Genomic DNA, 17,167 nt, shown 5'->3' with positions numbered 1-17,167 from the left:
ACTGAAGGAAACGCCTTATTCTCAATACGGTGTGCTTCTTGCTGTGACCAATTACCATAAAAATTATGGTTTAGGGCGATCGCAGCTCATGGGACAGCACCGCCAGGAACTCATCTTTGATCCGGTTGGCCTCCTGCGCCTGTTGGTAAAGCCGACTGTTATCCAGGGCTAAGGACACACGCGTAGCAAGCTGTTCAGCGATCGCCAAATCCTTTTCCGTATAGGTGCGGTGACTGTCATAGGTGAGGGCGAGGGTCAAGGCTCCCAGTGTGCGATTGCGGGCGATGAGGGGGACGGTGATTAACGTAGTCAGGCAGCACAGTTCGATCATGTGCTGGTGTTTGGGAGTTTGGGCGATCGCCCGAATCCAGGCGGCATCGATGGCATCAATCTGTCCTTTGCGGCTTTGCAACACCTGGTTAACGGGATGACGGGCATCATTGGGGATGGGCGCAAATTCTTGAATTTGAGTAAACCACTCTGCTTTTTCCTGGTCGCTATGGTAAGGTGCCACCCGCTGCATGCTGCCGTCGGACAAGATTAAGTCAAAAAAGCACAGATCCGCCAACGTCGGGACGAGGAGCTGCGCAATGCTGTTCAGGGTGGTGCGATAGTCCAAGGAACTCACCAAGATTGATCCGGCTTCGGCCAAAATTTTTTGCGTCATTTCCGCCTGACGGCGATCGCGAATATCCAGCATAAACGCAACCCCTTCACCCGCCTCCGGGGACGGCATCGCACAGCCCAGCATTACCGGAATCCGCGATCCATCTTTGCGAATATATTCCTTCTCGAACGGCGCGCAGGAGCCAAAGGCTTGGAGGTGGTGAATCACTTCGGCATCCATATCTCGATACTTTTCGCGTCTGTTTAAGCAATCCACCGGAATGAGTCCCCATCAGTATGTCGTGCATTGTCGGATTAATCGAGCCAAGGCGCTACTGACAGAAGGACAAATGGCGATCGCCGAGGTTGCCTATGCTGTAGGGTTTGCCAACCAAAGTCATCTCAATCGCCACTTCAAACGGGCACTCGGCATGACGCCCAAAGCCTACGCCCAGCAGTGGCGCGTCTAATCATCAGGCAAACGTTCTCGGCCACTCATCCGTTTACGCTGCCGCTCGGCATCAAACTCAGCCCGACGCAACCGAAACTGAACTTCTTCCATCACTCGACGATTGGCCGCCAAAATATCCGCCACAAGGCCAAAAATCCAGAGCTGTACGCCAATCAGAATTAGGATCGCCACCAAGATCAGGCTCGGAATGCGAGTACGTTCCGTGCCCATCCACAGGAAAATCAGCCAGCGCATACCTAACAGCGTTCCCAGGGTAAACGGCACACTGCCCAGGATGAAGAAAAAGCGCAGTGGCTGATACAGCATGAAAATTCGCCAGATCGTCTGGGTCGATCGCCATACGTAGGAGCGAATGCTTTTCACCAAACGGGATGGCCGCGTCACAAAGTTGGTTCGAATGGGCACCGAGGTCATGGGAATGCCCCGCTGTCCGGCCTGAATGATCGTTTCGAGGGTGTAGGTGTAGCGGTTAAAAACGTTGAGCTGCATGGCGGCGCTGCGGGTGTAGGCGCGAAATCCGCTGGGTGCATCGGGAATGTTGGAACTGCTGGCGACGCGCACCATCCAGCTCCCCAAATTTTGCAGCACTTTCTTCAGGGGAGAAAACTGCTTCGTTTCCCAAATTGGGCGTGCCCCGATCACGATTTCGGCCTCGCCGCGCAGAATCGGTTCGATTAGATGCGGAATGTCATCGGCGCAGTACTGATTATCGGCATCCGTGTTCACGATAATATCGGCTCCCGCCCGCAGGGAGGCTTCCAGTCCGGCCATGAATGCCTTGGCTAAGCCCTGGTTTTGGGCAAAGTTGACGACGTGATCGACCCCGTGCGCCTTTGCAACCTCAACGGTGCGATCGCGACTGCCATCATTGATAATCAGCCACTCGACATGATCAACTCCCGGAATGTGGCGCGGCAGTGCGTCGAGGGTTGTGCCTAGGGTTTCTTCCTCGTTGTAGCAGGGGATCTGGATAATCAGCTTGGTCATACACCGCTAAGTTGCCGAATCGCGAGGGTCGCAAACAGAGATGGAGGGATTGTAAACGATTCGTTGCGCCTCTGCACACCGGATTGTACCCATTCGGGATAGACCAGGAGCGCTGAATCCTTCCGTGGGGATCCGCCGAAGGCTGGGAGTTTGAAGTTTTGTGAAAAGGTGAGGGGGTAGGTACTCTTAAGGGCGATCGCAGAGTGATAAGCTAGCAAATGCGCTTGAAATATAGGTTTATTTAGGTTTTCAGAAAACGGAGTCGAAATGACCGGATCACAAATTCCCTACTTGTTGCGGGCTACTCGGGGTGAAGTGCTTGATCGTCCTCCGGTATGGATGATGCGTCAGGCTGGACGTTACATGAAGGTCTACCGAGATTTACGGGAGAAGTATCCGTCATTTCGGGAGCGGTCTGAAAATCCAGACATCGCCATTGAGATTTCGCTTCAGCCGTGGCGGGCGTTCCGTCCCGATGGTGTGATCATGTTCTCCGACATTTTGACGCCGCTGCCCGGTATTGGCATTCCGTTTGACATCATCGAGAGCAGAGGGCCGATCATCGATCCACCCATCCGGTCTCAGGAACAAATCGATGCGCTGCACCCCTTCGATCCCCATGAGTCCTTGCCCTTTATCCGCACGATTCTGCAAACCCTGCGGCAGGAAGTCGGCAACGAGGCAGCGGTTCTGGGTTTCGTCGGTGCCCCCTGGACGTTAGCGGCCTACGCCATTGAGGGCAAGAGTTCCAAGGACTACATCAACATCAAGAAAATGGCCTTTAATGAGCCTGCGATGCTGCATCAGTTCTTGAGCAAGATTGCCGACGCGATCGCCAGCTATGTTTGCTATCAGATCGAGTCGGGCGCTCAGGTGGTGCAAATGTTTGACTCCTGGGCGGGACAGCTTAGCCCGCAAGACTACCGCATGTATGCGCTTCCTTATCAGCAGCAGGTGGTTCGTCAGGTGAAGGCTGTTTACCCTGATACGCCGATGATTCTCTACATCAGCGGTAGCGCTGGCGTGCTGGAGCTGATGGGCGAGTCGGGTGTAGACATCGTCAGCGTAGACTGGACCGTAGATATGGCGGATGCCCGTCGTCGTTTGGGGCCGAATGTGGGCGTTCAGGGCAATATTGACCCCTGTGCGCTGTTTGCCTCCAAGGACTTTATTCGCGATCGCGTCATTGACACCATCCGCAAAGCCGGAAATAAGGGACACATCCTCAACCTGGGTCATGGCGTTCTCCAACACACCCCAGAGGAGAATGTTGGCTTCTTCTTTGAAACGGCAAAGAATGCGGATCAGTTATTAGCTGTTCATTCTTAAACACAAATCCAAACTCTATTTTGGGAGGAGGGGCGATCGCCCCTGTTGGCGGCCTTTAAAGTAACCACGATAAAGGCACGTGATGGGTGCGACGTCCCGACGCTGAGGGCATCTATGAAGTACTCTGCTAACGCAGTCAGGGGGTAGCAGTCCAACGGGTGACATCGAACGTTGTTCCAGTGAGCTTAATCATGGCTCCATCAGCGTCAAACAGTGGACCGCCACGAGCATTGATATATCGCACCGCACCGTCGTTGGCTCGCGAATGATGCGTAGATTAGCTTCAAACGATTTTCCTCTAAGGGCGGGGGCTCGAATGGCCTGCTCATGAAGCTGGCGATCGTCAGGATGAATCATGGCCAACACCTCTGCTTCGGTGGGAGCTGATCCACGGGGGCAAGACCATGAATGAGATAGAGTTCTTTGATCCAAAAGGTTTCTCGCGTGTGAATATCAAACTCCCAACAGCCGATCTGAGCAACCTGCTGAGCCGTGCGTAGCATTAACTCGGAACGGCGGAGTTGGGCTTCAATCTGTCTACGTTGTTCAATTTCCTGAGTTAAACGGGCGTTGGCTGTCATCAATTCCTGCCAAATATTGGCTGTAATGTTACTGTTGAGGCCGATATCGAACAGTGTGTCGCCCCAACCGTTGAAGCCTTTGGCGGCGTTTCAACGCTGGTCAATAACGTCGGTTGGGGGCGCGCCTACGACGATCCGCTAGCGGTTTCTATGGAAGAAATGATTGAGAGCTACAAGCTCAATACCCTGTCGGCGATGAAAATGACCGCCTGATTCTCGAACCCACTCCAGCCCCCTTGCCCAGTCTGTCGCTGCCCTTTGACCTGGCGGCCATGCTGGAACTGGATAAGCCCGCCTTTTTACTGGCGGCAGTGCGGCGATCGCAGTCCACATTGATGGCAACCTGGCTTCCCAAACCATCAGCGAATTAGAACGCTACATTGTCGGCTACACGGGTATTCCTCTGTAGGAGGTTTAACCGATTAACCCCTTGATTTTAAGGGAATGGTCGCCATACTGCCTCTAAGCATAAGGAGTATTTTAGAGACGATTAAAGTAGGCGATTGGCCCTAAACCTGCTATTCTTCCCAAAAGGTTTCTATGCATTGTCCTGAACTCGGTAGATTTAGGTTGCATGTTCTAATGGCTTGCGGGATGTGAGGAGTTGGGTGTGGCGGAGCAACAAAAGCGAATATTGATTACAGGTGCAAGCGGATGTGTGGGGCAATATCTGGCCGAAACGCTGATTCGTCAGACTACTCACGAACTGTTCTTGCTGGTTCGTGACCCGAAGAAACTGTTAATTGACACGCAGGCACGATCCGGGATTACGGTGATTCCAGGTAATTTGCGCGAAATTGATGCCCTCAGCGGTCTGTTGCAAACCATCAACACTGCGGTTCTAACGGCGACGGTTTGGGGTGGGGACGATATTTACGACATCAACGTTGGTAAGACCCTTGAACTCCTGAGCTTGCTCGATCCAGCGGTCTGTGAGCAGGTTCTCTATTTTTCCACCGAGAGCATTTTGGGACGGGATAATACCCTTCTGCCCGAAGCCCTGGAATTCGGCACCCCCTACATCCGCTCTAAATACCTGTGCCATCAAAAGATTCAAACCTTGGCGATCGCCCCTAAGGTAACCACCCTCTTTCCCACCCTGGTGTTCGGCGGCGACGATCGCAAACCCTATTCCCAAATCTCGGCGGGATTAGCCGATGTCATGAAGTGGATGCCGCTGGTGCGCTTCTTCCAGGCCGACGGCAGTTTTCACTTTACCCACGCCCAGGATATTGCCACCGTGGTCGCCCATCTCGTCGATCATCCGCCTGCCCTTGGTGAGTCCCGTACACTCGTGTTGGGCAATCCGGCTATGCACGTCAACCAGGCTGTGGAGGACATTTGCGCGTATCTCAACCAGCGCATTTATTTTAGAATTCCGGTCTCCCTCCAACTCGCTGATGTTTTAATTAAGCTTTTCAACGTGCAGGTCAGTGATTGGGATCGGTTCTGTCTGCGCTACCGCCACTTTACTCACGCCGATTCGGTTACGCCTGCCACCTTTGGTCTTCCGGTGTACTGTCCCACCATTGCCGATTTGCTCCAAGTCAGCGGCATTACGCCCCATCCTGTTTCGAAGGCGTTGGTGTCGTCTTAACCGCCTTGGGTGTTGCAATCGATTTCGCAAGTCTACATTGGCATCGTGACCCAAAGTCAGATGATAGATGCGACCACTTTGTCCTACATTGAGAGGATAATGTTGGGTGTTCATCACCGTTGAGTTTGATGCAGGAGTTAAATACAGGCTTATAGATTCGGAGGTCACACCATGAGAGCAGAAGAAGTCGTTTGGCTATATCAACGGGGTGAACGAAACTTTAGAGGACAAAACCTGGCAGGCGAGTCCTTTGCAGGGCAGAATCTAGCAGGCGCAGACTTCAGCAAAACCAATATCCGAGGGGCCAGTTTTACCAATGCGCGTTTAAGCGACTGTCTATTCACCGAAGCCCGTGCTGGACTCCGTAAAGGGTGGGCGATCGCCATCTTTTTAACCACTCTGGTCATGTGCACCTTTCTAGGACTGTTACTCAGTAGTATCAATGGGCTAGCGGCGCTTAAGATCGCAGAATTTGCTGAGTACGGGTTTGAGTCAGCCCTGGCGCGATGGACTATAACAGCCATTTTGGTTACGTTTCTGCTGGTTGCGCGGTACTGGGAAGTGGAAGCCGGATTCAGCCTGTTTGCGATTGCGTTTGTGGTCGCGATCGCCGTTGCGGGGTTGACCTCCGAGGCTATTCCCATTGCCGGAACCGTGGCGATCGCCGTGATGATTGCTTATCTAACCGTGATTTTGGCGGGGTTGGCGGGGGTTGTAGTCGCGATCGCAGCGTATATCGTGACTGAGGCGATCGCTGCCGTTCTGATTAGCGTTTTTGCCTTTGCTGCCCTGGTGGTTAACCCTCAGCACGTGGATTTGCTGATGATAGTCATGGCGATCAGTATTGCGCTTCTGAGTGCCTACACCTGCTGGCGGACGCTGCGTCGAGGGCGGGGTAATACACTAATTCGGAACATTGTCGGCACCATGGTTACCTTTGTGGCCGCACGGGTGGGCACCAGCTTTCGAGGTGCAGATTTGACGAATGCCGACTTTTCGGGTGCACAGTTAAATGGCACTGATTTCAGTCGAGTTATCACTGGTAATGCTCAACGCTCAATGCTGCTGAACTAAATCCTGGAACCTACTGTCTGCTATGCCAGCTTCAAATCTCTCCCATCAACCCACGATTATCCTGTCGCCCAATACCCTCTGGGAACGCACCATCCAACGATCCGCTACGGCACTAGCCTGCGGTGCACTGCACTCCATCCCCACTACCTACGAACAGATCGAACAGGCGGGAATTCCGTTTCTCGTCAGGATTCTTGCCAACATCGCTCGAAAAGAAAAAGCACAACAGGCCGATGCCCAAAAGCCGAAGACCGAGGGCAAACCGTTTAATCCCTTTTTGCCCTATGAGACTGATTTATTTGTTGCGGATCTGTCCCCCACACACCTCTGTCTGCTGAATAAGTTCAACGTGGTCGATCACCATTTGCTGATCATCACGCGCGAGTACGAAGATCAGGAGAATTGGTTGACCCTGCGCGATTTCGAGGCGTTGGCGGCCTGCATGGCGGAAATTGATGGCCTCGCTTTCTACAATGCGGGGCGCGATGCTGGAGCTAGCCAGCCTCACAAACACTTGCAGATTGTGCCGTTGCCCATTGTGCCGAACGGAATCCGCATACCAATTGAAGCCGCGATCGCCCCTGTGCTGTCCCAGGCTTCGCTTGCGATCGCCTCACCCTTGCCCTACCATCATGCGATCGCCCCGTTGGATCTGGACTGGACGGCATCCCCCATCGACCTCGCCCACGTTTTACTGGATAGGTATTACACACTCTTGGCTACGGTTGATCTGCCGTACCTTCCCGGCAGCGATCGCCAAAGCGGGGCTTACAACCTATTGGCCACCCGTCGCTGGATGATGCTCGTGCCGCGATCGCAGGATGCATTTGACGGAATTGCCGTGAATTCCCTGGGCTTTGCCGGGGCACTTCTGGTTCGCAACCACGACCAGTTAGCCCACCTCAAAACCTACGAACCCCTCACGATTTTGCAGAATGTGGCCTTTCCTAAACCGTAGGGCAGGACGATGTTAGGCGTCCGGCGGAAACTCCAAGGGAATTGCGCCTAACGTTCCTTTCCGAAAATCATGGAGAATCATCCGCGCCACCCGCTCAACATCGCCCTGATAGCGCTGCTCAGCGATCGCCACTAGATAGCTTTCTCCGGTCATTTCCATTGGGTCGTGCTGATAGCGATCGCTCAAGGTTTGTAGCGGTATTGCCTCTGGCTGCTGGTTGTAGAGAGATTTCAACAGTTCAATCAGGGCAGCCGCCACCCGCTGATTGTCGTAGGCCGCATCCCCAATATCATCGCAGAGGGCCAATTTTAAGGCCGCGTCTTGATTCTCCAGTCGGGAGGGGAGAACTCCGGGCGCATCCAATAGCTCAATGTCATCAGAAATTCGCACCCAGCGCAGCGATCGCGTCACCCCTGGTCGTCGGGCACTTTCCACCACCCGCCGATTCAGCAAGCGATTGATCAACGCCGATTTACCCACATTGGGAAACCCGATCACTACAGCCCGCACCGGACGGGGTAGCATCCCGCGATCGCGCCGCCGCTGGTTCACCGGATCGCTCAGTTTCGCCGCTGCTTTGGCGATCGCCGTCACCCCTTTACCCTTCTGGGCGTTGGTGTAGTAGGGGATTTCCCCCTGGGCTTCAAACCACGCCGTCCACTGCCGCTGCACGGAGCCAGGAATCATATCAACCCGATTCAGCACCAGCAGCCGTTCCTTGCTGCCCACCCACGTTGGCACTTGGGGATGAGCCGTCGCGAGGGGAATACGAGCATCCCGGACTTCCAAAACAACATCCACTTTCTTAAGCTGTTCGGTTAGGGCTTTTTCGGCTTTGGCAATGTGCCCTGGATACCATTGGATTGGAGGAGAAGAGGTCATGATTCGGTTGGATTGTGGCGGCTAGACAAGCATACGCCAAAAGGGTTGAAAAGTCTCAGTCTTGCTTAGGGGTCAACGCTCTGGTTAGTGTCATTGGAGGCGTCGGATTCGTTAGCAGCCAGAGCGATCGCCTCCAACTGTTGCAGATACTCGTACAGCGCATCCACTGCCACGATGTGAACCCCCGCCACCGGATTGGGATTAACGTCCACAATGCTGTTGGTAAAGGTCACAATCGGCGTCACCGTTGGCAACTTGCGCCGTTTCTTCAGTGTCGTTGCTTGCCGCCGCGCCAAGGTCACAAAATCCCGTTCAAAGGGCGATCGCCCCCGACTGGTGACCCGATAAATTTGGCGACCGTTACTGCCCACCCGCCCGCGATGGGTTTTCACATCAATCGCGTAGGCAAACCCTGCGGGGGAGGTCAGCAGAATATCCGTCGTCCCCGCGTAGGGTTCCCGGATGCCGTAATTCGCCTGCCAGCCCAGGTATTGGAGAGGAATCAAGCGATCCGCCACGCTTTCGGCTTGTTCTGCCCCTTGCTCAGCCGCACTGGCCTGTCGCCACCACAGGCGTATTTGTTGACCACACACGAGAGCCGGCAGGATACAAATGAGCCATCCCCACCAAGCAATCGTGAGCGATCGCCCCAGTAGCCAATCCCAGACCAACGGCAGCCACAGCGGCGCACTCAAGCACAAAACCGCTAGCCCAAGCAAAAGCCCAGCCTGACGACGACGGCGCTGTGCGAACGCCCGTAAAGATTGACCGGGACGAGCAACCATAGAAAACGAGGCTCAGCAGCCAAAACGCCTAGGGCACGACTAAAACCGGACAGGGAGCTAGATTAATCACCCGATTACTGACACTATCTGACGCCCCTTCCTCCGTTAATCCTAACCCTCGGCAGGCCATCACAATCACATCAGCGCCAATCTCATCCGCCACATCACAAATGGCAAAGGCGGGTTTACCCTTGCGTTCCAAGGTTTCCACAGGGATTCCCTGCTGGCTAAACAAGGATTTGACCTTCTCCAGTAGTTGGGCAATCACCTCAAAAGACGGAGCCTCTTGCCCCTCTTCTGGCTCTGGGACAACGGACAGGACGGTTAACTGACTATTGCAAAACTGAACGAGGCGAATCACCGTTTCTGCGGCTTCTAGGGATTCGCGGGTATGGTCAATGGGAAACAGGACTTTCTTAAACATCGGTCTGCTGCCTGTACTAACGTGTGCGATCGCGTTTGCAAATCGCCGTGCATGCAACGCTGCATTTTCCCCACGTCCCTATACCGATCAAATCATCAAACGATGACTATTTATTAGATGCCACATTTATAAGACAATAGGCGACAGGTAAGAAGACTTAGTTAGGGGGTTAATGCGGTGTCAAAGAAAACTGTAGCAAATTTATCGTCTGCTGACCTATCGGGGAAGCGGGTCTTCGTGCGGGTGGACTTCAACGTTCCCCTCGATGACCAAGGCAACATCACAGACGATACTCGGATTCGGGCGGCGCTACCCACGATTCAGTACCTCACCTCCAACGGTGCCAAGGTCGTTTTGGCAAGCCACTTTGGTCGTCCCAAGGGTAAGGTGGTAGACAGCATGCGGCTGACACCCGTTGCCAAGCGCCTGTCTGAACTGCTGGGGAAAGAGGTGATCAAGTGTGATGACTGTATTGGGGATGCCGTTACTAGCGCGATCGCAGGTATGCAGAACGGTCAGGTTGCGCTGTTGGAGAACGTTCGCTTCTACGCCGAAGAAGAAAAGAACGATCCTGAATTTGCAAAGCAGTTGGCGGCCAACGCGGATCTGTATGTAAATGATGCCTTTGGTACTGCCCACCGCGCCCACGCCTCCACCGAAGGCGTTGCTCACTATCTGAAGCCTGCCGTTGGCGGATTCTTGATTGAAAAAGAGCTTCAGTATCTCCAAAGTGCCATTGAAGAGCCGAAGCGTCCCCTGGCTGCGATCATCGGGGGTTCCAAAGTATCCAGCAAGATTACCGTAATCGAAACCCTGCTGGAGAAGGTAGACAAGCTCCTGATTGGCGGCGGCATGATCTTCACCTTCTACAAAGCGCGGGGTCTGAGCGTGGGTAAGTCCCTTGTGGAAGATGAGTTTCTAGAGTTGGCGAAGTCCCTAGAAGCAAAGGCGAAGGAAAAGGGAGTCGCGCTGCTGCTGCCGACTGACGTTGTCGTTGCAGATAACTTTGCCCCCGATGCCAATGCCCAAACCGTTAGCGTTGAGGCAATTCCCGATGGCTGGATGGGTCTGGACATCGGCTCTGACTCCGTGAAGGTCTTCCAAGATGTTTTGGCTGATTGCAAGACCGTGATCTGGAATGGCCCGATGGGTGTATTCGAGTTTGATAAGTTTGCTCAAGGAACGGAGGCGATCGCCCACTCCCTGGCCGCCCTCACTGGCACCGGAGCCACCACCATCATCGGCGGTGGAGATTCGGTCGCGGCAGTTGAAAAGGTTGGTGTTGCCGAGAAGATGAGCCACATTTCTACGGGTGGTGGTGCTAGCCTGGAACTTCTGGAAGGCAAAGTTCTACCCGGTATCGCTGCGCTAGACAATGCGTAACGTTCAATAAGCGACCCGTTAACGGCGTTAAGTCCATTTGGAAAATGGCGTTGTGGAGTGTAAGGAACCTCTGCAACGCCATTTCTATAGCTCATTCCGTTAGAAATAGTGACATATAGCTGTTGCCAGCTAGCTTAGGACATGGACATTTTGGTGGGGCGGCGAAGCCGCCCCACCAAAATGTCCTAACCGATATGGCTAGTACTATACTTCCCTGGATAGAGGTTTTCCTCAAGCCATCATTTCTGTTTTACGCCTCTAGAGAGATGAAGGGCTAAGTCACTCTTCCCTATGATGACGATACCAGGGGAAGGATTCGGGGTTCAGTTCTTCATAGGAATTCATCCCAGGCGCATCCCATGGGTTCAGGCTATGCATTTTTGGTTACGCCTATGGGCCTGTCAGCTCATGCGCGTTGTACGTCCTTTGCCTGTCATCAATCTTCAAGATCATTTTTTTAGAGTTTAGGTTTGCGGTTGAGCAACCTCGCAGCGTCGGGAGTTGCCGTCTTCCGTCGCTGTTTTTCAATGCTGGATTAGGAGCTGAGCTTAGTATGACGAATACCCATGAGTTCCAAGCCGTAAAGGATGTTGAGTCTCAAGGGATTACCGTAGTTTTGATTGAAGACCATGATTTAACCCGAGTTGGCTTGAAGACGGCGTTCCAGGCGAGAGGGAATATTTCTGTGCTGGGGGAGTCGGGGAATGCGCTTCAAGGGTTGCGGCTTTTGGAAACGCTGAAGCCGGATGTCGCGGTTGTGGATATTGGCCTGCCCGACATGGACGGAATTGAACTTATCCGCAAGTATCGGGAACGCAGCGATGCTGAGCAACCCTCCTCCAAGATTCTGATGCTAACCATGCATGACAGCGAGGATTCGGTGATGGCGGCCTTTGCTGCCGGAGCAGATTCCTACTGCATGAAGGACATAAACATTGACACCCTTGTTGAAGCAATCCGAGCTACCCACACAGGGAATTCGTGGATTGATCCGGCGATCGCCAATGTGGTGCTGCGCCAGTTCCAAGATCAAGTGCCAGCCGCATCGAACGAGCGAACCATTCAGATTGCAGCCGTTGCCCCGGAGTATGAACAGGTTCTCAAGACCTACCCGCTGACAGAGCGTGAACTAGAGATCCTGGGGTTAATTGTGGCAGGGTGCAGCAATGCCGAAATAGCCGAACGCCTATACATCACCATTGGCACGGTCAAAACCCACGTTCGCAATGTGCTGAATACGCTTTGTGCTAACGATCGCACTCAGGCAGCAGTGCGTGCCCTGCGAGCGGGTTTGGTCGCTTAGTCCGTCGCAAGCTGCAATTCACCAAGTTTTACCATCATCACATACATGGCGAATCGCAAAACACAAAGCGGTGTTGAAAGGCTGGGTCAGTCTCTCAATACCGTTTTTCTTCTTCAAGGAATGGAACGTTTAGGACCAGGGATATGGATTACCACCAGCGCAGTTCCAGATATCCTTTTTCCGGTCGGGTCAGTTCGTCTTCGGTGAGCCAATCCACAAGCTTGTAGGTTCCGAACACGTGATCCCACCAATCCACAGCCAACCCAAAGTTGTGATTCCACATGCCGTACTTGTGGTGGACATAGTGGACAGGCATAGTCATCCAAAAGCATTTTCGCGGATTTTCATGCTGAAGCTGGTGAGCATAGGCGGAGAATGCCGCATAAACCAGCGCACCCGCTGCCCAGCCCAAACCTGCCGTCAGCGATACAAAAAACATCGGAATAATCAAGATCGCGCTACCGAGGACGTAGTCCCGAAACTCCCAAATCACGCCCTGTCCTTCATTGCGACGGTGATGGTCGCGATGCCGTTCTCCAATCTTGGCGGATGCATGCATGAGACGGTGCATCCAATACTCCACAAAGCTGGCAAAAATAAACGCTACTACGAAACATGCGATCGCCCAAACCATGCTTAAAACCACTCCTCTCCCACAAAACCAGATGAACTAAGCTCCAGGATTAAAACCAGGGAACCATTGTTCCAGATATTTGGAGTCTCAAAACTAAACATTATATTAACGCGAATTAACTTTCGGCATCTGAACCGGACGGGACTCAGGATAGCCAGTCGTCCTGCTTAGGCACGTTCAATCCCAACCAAACGATGTCAAGATTCAAGCCGATAGCTGGCCTTTTGTTTGGCCTGGTTGCGGCGTTCCTCGCGAACAGACTGAATTCGCAATCCTAAACCCAGGGTAATTTCCTTCATGATGAAATAGGCGACCGTGATCATCACAAACGTAATCGCAATGGCTAACAAGGGCTTTTTGGTCGTTAAGTCATCCAAAATTCCCACGATGACCGAATCGGGCTTCGTGACGAGATCCCAACTGTTAAATCGTCGGAACCGTCCGAGGTAAACGCCCACAGCACACAGGGCGTGAACAGCAAGTTCTGCAGGAATGATATAACGCGTTGCGCCACAGCGTCGGAGGTAATGCCCCTGATTCAGCAAGGAGCCAACGTAAAATTCAAATCCGCCTATAATTGCAAACACATGGAGCGGAATAATAATGACCGCAATAATCCAGGCGGAATATCCCGCCCGCGTTGCCCGGATCAGGTGAATAATGTCGGTGAGGAGGTAAGGGGCGTTGGGCAGAAACGCGATAAACACCACAAACCCAAACCACCACAGCCAAGTCCGCACAAGGGTACGCCGCCGAAACAGCCAGAAACTTAGGGCAAAGGGAATAAATGCAAGGAAAAGATTCCAAATCATCCAGCCGCTATGAATGCTAACGGCCCGTAATGCGTCTTTGAGAAGATATTCCATTGAAATGTAATAGTTTGACTACTGAAATAACAGTATTTGGGTGTAGCGATCAATCAATTCTTTTGGCTATGGGCGATCGCCAAAGCCGCTGTCGAATTGACCTCCGCCATAGTCCCAACCGTCCTTAAAGTTGGAGATTTTAGGATAAAGCTCTACTAACTTAGCTCAAGATAATTTCAACTGCCAACCGCTGGGCAGGCAGAACAGAAACCCTCACCCCCCTAGATTGAGTTCGTTTTAGGGCTGAATGCGGTACGTTGCGAAAATAGCGTCTGCATCGTCGTTGTAGGTGCTGTAGGCCGTATTAATACCCCACATGGTCAAGACGAAAATAGTGTCACCCTGCTGTTGGATAAAGCTAATCGCATCCAACTGATTTCCTGCCGGATCTTCCCCCACCCAATCGATGCGAACGCCCCCCTGGTTATGGGCATAGGATCCTTGCCAGGTAATGTGGCTGAGGCGCTGCTCAAATTCCGTCTTTAGGGCTGTTTCTAAATCCTCTAGGCTAAACCATTGCCCCTGGGCTGATCCGGTATCCACCATGCCGCCAAAGCCCCCATCTGGCGAGGCAAATAGGAGGCCGGTTGGAGTATTCGTAACGGCATAGTCCGCAGGCAGGGCAATTTCAAAGCGTCCCGATGTGTCGCGATAGGCTTGTAAAAAGGGGCTAACCGTGGGCAATCGCGTCGCTAAGGTGGTGGGACTGGAAAAGGACTGAGCCGTAACTGGACAGGCGGCAAGCCCCAGACAGCCAAGGGCGATCGCTGAGGACACTACAGATCGAGGAGAAGGGAAGAGCCACATACACTTGGGGGCAAACCCGATGGGGAGTCGTTAGGGTGAGGGGGTCTCAAGCTTGCGGAAGATCATCAGGTGTTGCTGAGGCAGACTATCGATGGTGGTTTCCCAGGTTAACCCTACGGTTTGTAACTCACGACGGGCTTGCCGCTGCGTCATTTTGTGCAATCCCTTAATGGGAATCAAAGGATTTTCCTTTCGATATTCGATCAATGCAACCCGTCCACCGGGCTTGAGAGCATCCGCCACTGCCCGCATCATTTCATAGGGATACTCAAACTCATGGTAGGCATCGACCAAGAGTGCAAGATCAACGCTAGATGTAGGAAGCTTTGGATTTGTGATACTCCCTAGGATAGGGGCTACATTTTCAGCGTGATAATCTTGTTTCAAAAATTCAAGAATATCGATCATCTCCGGCTGAACGTCTACGGCTAGCACTCGCCCCTCGGACACGATTGAGGCTATCCGAAAGCTGAAGTAGCCTGTGCCGGCCCCAATGTCTGCCACTACATCTGTGGGTTTCAAATCAAGAGCAGCGATCGCCAGTTCGGGCTGTTCTAAAAACTCGCGACTGGGACGTTCAAGCCACAGGGCTTCAGTGTGTCCCATCACCTTGGCAATTTCGCGCCCCATGAAAAATTTGCCAATTCCGTCGGCGCTATGGTGTGAACGGTAGGTGTAGAACTGGTCGGACTTGACTACCGTGGAATCGAAATCGGCAGCCATGCCTACTCCGGCGCAGGCACCCAGACCAACACTAATTATAAGCGTTAAAAAAAGGGCGATCGCCTTTGTCATGCCTAGGTTTGAGCGTTTTAGGGAGGGCGATCGCTCCACGAGTTTTTGCCACAAATGTCCCATGTGTCTTGAAGAACAGGTAAAATTACTCATTTAGTTAAGGATTGTTGCACAAAGCAATGTTGTATCCGTCAAGAGGATTAGTGCCTTGCTGGTGTCTAGAGTGTTTAGTGTTTAGTTAGAGAGGTATCTAAAAAGATGGGTCTAAACCAACGTGGCGTTACCATTTGGTTCACGGGGTTAAGCGGAGCTGGAAAAACCACCATTCGTGAAGCCCTCGAAGCCAAACTTCGGGCAGAGGGGTACGCGGTTGAGGTACTAGATGGCGATATCGTGCGGGAGAACCTCACCAAAGATCTAGGCTTCAGCAAGGAAGATCGGGACGAAAACATCCGTCGGATTGGCTTTGTATCCCACTTGCTCACCCGCAATGGCGTCATTGTGATGGTGTCCGCGATTTCGCCCTATCGTGACATTCGGGACGAAGTGCGTAGCAAAGTTGGCGACTTCATAGAAGTATTCGTCAATGCACCGCTGAATGTGTGTGAAGAGCGGGATGTCAAAGGGTTGTATAAGCGTGCCCGTGCGGGTGAAATCAAGCAGTTCACCGGAATTGATGACCCCTACGAGCCGCCCCTCAATCCCGAAGTGGAGTGCCGCACCGATCTCGAAACCCTGGAAGAGAGTGTAGAGAAGGTGTATCAATGTCTGAAGAATCGCGGCTATATTGCGGTTGCCGTGTAATCTCTACTGGCGATCGCCCTAAGTTCCATCGTTCATTTGAGCGTTTTTTTGTGGGTACTATCCACAAAAAAACGCTCAGTGCTTTTGATCGGACGCTTTCCACCGCTGAGCGCAAGCGTTAGTAATGCACCACCACAGGAGTGCCGATGGATGCCCAGGAAAACAGCCACTCGGCATGGTCAACGGCCACATTCACACAGCCATGACTCATGGGCGTGCCGAAGTTATTGTGCCAGTAGGTGCCGTGAATGCCGTAACTGCCGTCGTAGTACATGACGTAGGGCACATCGGGAACATCATAGTCGTCCCCCTGCATCCGAGCCGTTGTATACATCGATTGGATCGCAAACGTTCCCGCCAGAGTCGGGTGGTCATAGGTTCCAGTGGATACGATCACGGCATAAACAGCTTCGCCGCCTTCCCAGGCAATCAGCCGCTGGGTGGATAAATTCACTTCAATCCAGCGCAGATTAGAGACCTTTAGCTCACTCATCGACTGGTAGGGATCGTGAGCAAAGGCAGGCTGACTGGGTAGCGCGAGGGTTGGTAGAAGTAGCGATGCACCTATGAGTAATCCAGCTAGCGATCGCCCTGCCCGACGTAGACAAGTTTTGGCAAACGTAGTCATCGCTTTAGCTCCTTGTGCAGTGCTCCGTGTCTATCAGTAGGTTCTTGAAGGGGATGCACCGAATTCGATAGATCCTCTATCTGGACAAATACATCCCTCTACCAATAGACTACCCACTGTTTAAGCCTGTTTCCGCTTCGTTTGCTCAATTGGATTCATCCGTCGCTCTAAAAGGCTAAATGCCTGGGACGAAAGTAAGTTCAGTACCAGATAGACCAGCGCAACTGCCGTAAAAATCTGAAACGATTTGTAGTTGTTGGCGGCGTTGTTGCATGAAAGAGGGGTTGCGGGCGGGAGAGGCATGGTAAATTT

21 protein-coding genes and 1 pseudogene are annotated in these 17,167 nt (G+C 52.8%); 9 read left to right on the top strand and 13 right to left on the bottom strand.

The window, feature by feature from the left end; translation table 11 throughout:
- Positions 1 to 70: 70 nt before the first annotated feature.
- Complete coding sequence (locus IGR76_00910; GenBank protein ID MBF2077103.1) at positions 71 to 883, bottom strand: GAF domain-containing protein; 813 nt, start codon at positions 881 to 883, stop codon at positions 71 to 73.
- Between the two features lie 4 nt (positions 884 to 887).
- On the opposite strand from IGR76_00910, the gene IGR76_00905 reads away from it, so the two are divergent.
- The gene (locus IGR76_00905; protein ID MBF2077102.1) at positions 888 to 1,076 is read left to right on the top strand and encodes a helix-turn-helix transcriptional regulator; all 189 of its coding nucleotides are present in this window, start codon (positions 888 to 890) and stop codon (positions 1,074 to 1,076) included.
- Here the strand turns inward: IGR76_00905 and IGR76_00900 are convergent.
- Complete coding sequence (locus tag IGR76_00900) at positions 1,073 to 2,065, bottom strand: glycosyltransferase family 2 protein (protein ID MBF2077101.1); 993 nt, start codon at positions 2,063 to 2,065, stop codon at positions 1,073 to 1,075. The genes IGR76_00905 and IGR76_00900 overlap by 4 nt on opposite strands.
- Positions 2,066 to 2,332: 267 nt before the next feature.
- On the opposite strand from IGR76_00900, the gene IGR76_00895 reads away from it, so the two are divergent.
- A complete protein-coding gene (locus IGR76_00895; protein MBF2077100.1) occupies positions 2,333 to 3,394 on the top strand; it encodes a uroporphyrinogen decarboxylase in 1,062 nt (353 codons plus the stop codon).
- 189 nt (positions 3,395 to 3,583) lie between these two features.
- Here IGR76_00895 and IGR76_00890 read toward each other — a convergent pair whose 3' ends face one another.
- Together IGR76_00890 and IGR76_00885 are read right to left on the bottom strand one after the other, a co-directional pair.
- Positions 3,584 to 3,751 carry a hypothetical protein gene (locus tag IGR76_00890; GenBank protein ID MBF2077099.1) on the bottom strand — a complete coding sequence of 56 codons (168 nt, stop codon included), beginning with the start codon at positions 3,749 to 3,751 and terminating at the stop codon, positions 3,584 to 3,586.
- Positions 3,748 to 3,975 (bottom strand): hypothetical protein, encoded by a 228-nt coding sequence (locus IGR76_00885; GenBank protein ID MBF2077098.1) that lies wholly within the window; start codon positions 3,973 to 3,975, stop codon positions 3,748 to 3,750. The genes IGR76_00890 and IGR76_00885 overlap by 4 nt, the downstream gene beginning before the upstream one ends.
- A 6-nt stretch (positions 3,976 to 3,981) precedes the next feature.
- On the opposite strand from IGR76_00885, the pseudogene IGR76_00880 reads away from it, so the two are divergent.
- The 4 genes and pseudogenes from IGR76_00880 (at position 3,982) to IGR76_00865 (ending at position 7,604) form a co-directional block, all read left to right on the top strand.
- Positions 3,982 to 4,185 (top strand): annotated as a pseudogene (locus IGR76_00880) (SDR family oxidoreductase).
- A 400-nt stretch (positions 4,186 to 4,585) separates the two neighbouring features.
- Positions 4,586 to 5,572, top strand: a complete 987-nt coding sequence (locus tag IGR76_00875; protein ID MBF2077097.1) for an NAD(P)-dependent oxidoreductase — start codon at positions 4,586 to 4,588, stop codon at positions 5,570 to 5,572.
- 171 nt (positions 5,573 to 5,743) lie between these two features.
- Complete coding sequence (locus IGR76_00870; protein ID MBF2077096.1) at positions 5,744 to 6,646, top strand: pentapeptide repeat-containing protein; 903 nt, start codon at positions 5,744 to 5,746, stop codon at positions 6,644 to 6,646.
- A gap of 22 nt (positions 6,647 to 6,668) precedes the next feature.
- On the top strand, positions 6,669 to 7,604 hold the full coding sequence (locus IGR76_00865; GenBank protein ID MBF2077095.1) for a phosphorylase: 936 nt from the start codon (positions 6,669 to 6,671) through the stop codon (positions 7,602 to 7,604).
- A gap of 12 nt (positions 7,605 to 7,616) precedes the next feature.
- Here IGR76_00865 and ylqF read toward each other — a convergent pair whose 3' ends face one another.
- The 3 genes from ylqF to IGR76_00850 form a co-directional block, all read right to left on the bottom strand.
- A complete protein-coding gene (ylqF, locus tag IGR76_00860) occupies positions 7,617 to 8,486 on the bottom strand; it encodes a ribosome biogenesis GTPase YlqF (protein MBF2077094.1) in 870 nt (289 codons plus the stop codon).
- Between the two features lie 65 nt (positions 8,487 to 8,551).
- The gene (locus IGR76_00855) at positions 8,552 to 9,271 is read right to left on the bottom strand and encodes an NERD domain-containing protein (GenBank protein ID MBF2077093.1); all 720 of its coding nucleotides are present in this window, start codon (positions 9,269 to 9,271) and stop codon (positions 8,552 to 8,554) included.
- Between the two features lie 28 nt (positions 9,272 to 9,299).
- A complete protein-coding gene (locus IGR76_00850; protein MBF2077092.1) occupies positions 9,300 to 9,695 on the bottom strand; it encodes a universal stress protein in 396 nt (131 codons plus the stop codon).
- Positions 9,696 to 9,872: 177 nt separating this feature from the next.
- Here IGR76_00850 and IGR76_00845 point away from each other — a divergent pair, with 177 nt between their 5' ends.
- On the top strand, positions 9,873 to 11,078 hold the full coding sequence (locus IGR76_00845; protein MBF2077091.1) for a phosphoglycerate kinase: 1,206 nt from the start codon (positions 9,873 to 9,875) through the stop codon (positions 11,076 to 11,078).
- 553 nt (positions 11,079 to 11,631) lie between these two features.
- On the top strand, positions 11,632 to 12,381 hold the full coding sequence (locus tag IGR76_00840; protein MBF2077090.1) for a response regulator transcription factor: 750 nt from the start codon (positions 11,632 to 11,634) through the stop codon (positions 12,379 to 12,381).
- 148 nt (positions 12,382 to 12,529) lie between these two features.
- On the opposite strand, the gene IGR76_00835 is transcribed toward IGR76_00840, so the two are convergent.
- The 4 genes from IGR76_00835 to IGR76_00820 all read right to left on the bottom strand — a co-directional run bounded on the left by IGR76_00835 (position 12,530) and on the right by IGR76_00820 (position 15,483).
- Positions 12,530 to 13,015 (bottom strand): sterol desaturase family protein, encoded by a 486-nt coding sequence (locus tag IGR76_00835; GenBank protein MBF2077089.1) that lies wholly within the window; start codon positions 13,013 to 13,015, stop codon positions 12,530 to 12,532.
- A 197-nt stretch (positions 13,016 to 13,212) separates the two neighbouring features.
- Positions 13,213 to 13,881 carry a DUF1361 domain-containing protein gene (locus tag IGR76_00830; GenBank protein ID MBF2077088.1) on the bottom strand — a complete coding sequence of 223 codons (669 nt, stop codon included), beginning with the start codon at positions 13,879 to 13,881 and terminating at the stop codon, positions 13,213 to 13,215.
- A gap of 237 nt (positions 13,882 to 14,118) precedes the next feature.
- The gene (locus tag IGR76_00825; GenBank protein MBF2077087.1) at positions 14,119 to 14,688 is read right to left on the bottom strand and encodes a hypothetical protein; all 570 of its coding nucleotides are present in this window, start codon (positions 14,686 to 14,688) and stop codon (positions 14,119 to 14,121) included.
- A gap of 30 nt (positions 14,689 to 14,718) precedes the next feature.
- Positions 14,719 to 15,483: a class I SAM-dependent methyltransferase gene (locus IGR76_00820; protein ID MBF2077086.1), complete on the bottom strand. Its 765-nt coding sequence runs from the start codon at positions 15,481 to 15,483 to the stop codon at positions 14,719 to 14,721.
- A 198-nt stretch (positions 15,484 to 15,681) separates the two neighbouring features.
- Here IGR76_00820 and cysC point away from each other — a divergent pair, with 198 nt between their 5' ends.
- Entirely contained in the window at positions 15,682 to 16,227 is a 546-nt protein-coding gene (cysC, locus tag IGR76_00815; GenBank protein ID MBF2077085.1) for an adenylyl-sulfate kinase, read from the top strand.
- 118 nt (positions 16,228 to 16,345) lie between these two features.
- Here cysC and IGR76_00810 read toward each other — a convergent pair whose 3' ends face one another.
- Both IGR76_00810 and IGR76_00805 read right to left on the bottom strand, forming a co-directional pair.
- Entirely contained in the window at positions 16,346 to 16,855 is a 510-nt protein-coding gene (locus IGR76_00810; GenBank protein ID MBF2077084.1) for a L,D-transpeptidase, read from the bottom strand.
- Between the two features lie 120 nt (positions 16,856 to 16,975).
- Positions 16,976 to 17,167, bottom strand: a 192-nt coding sequence (locus tag IGR76_00805; protein MBF2077083.1) for a hypothetical protein, incomplete at its 5' end; no start/stop codon positions are given.

This window comes from Synechococcales cyanobacterium T60_A2020_003, from assembly GCA_015272205.1.
In the GTDB taxonomy this organism is placed as follows: domain Bacteria; phylum Cyanobacteriota; class Cyanobacteriia; order RECH01; family RECH01; genus JACYMB01.
This window is presented reverse-complemented; position numbering and strand designations above follow the sequence as displayed.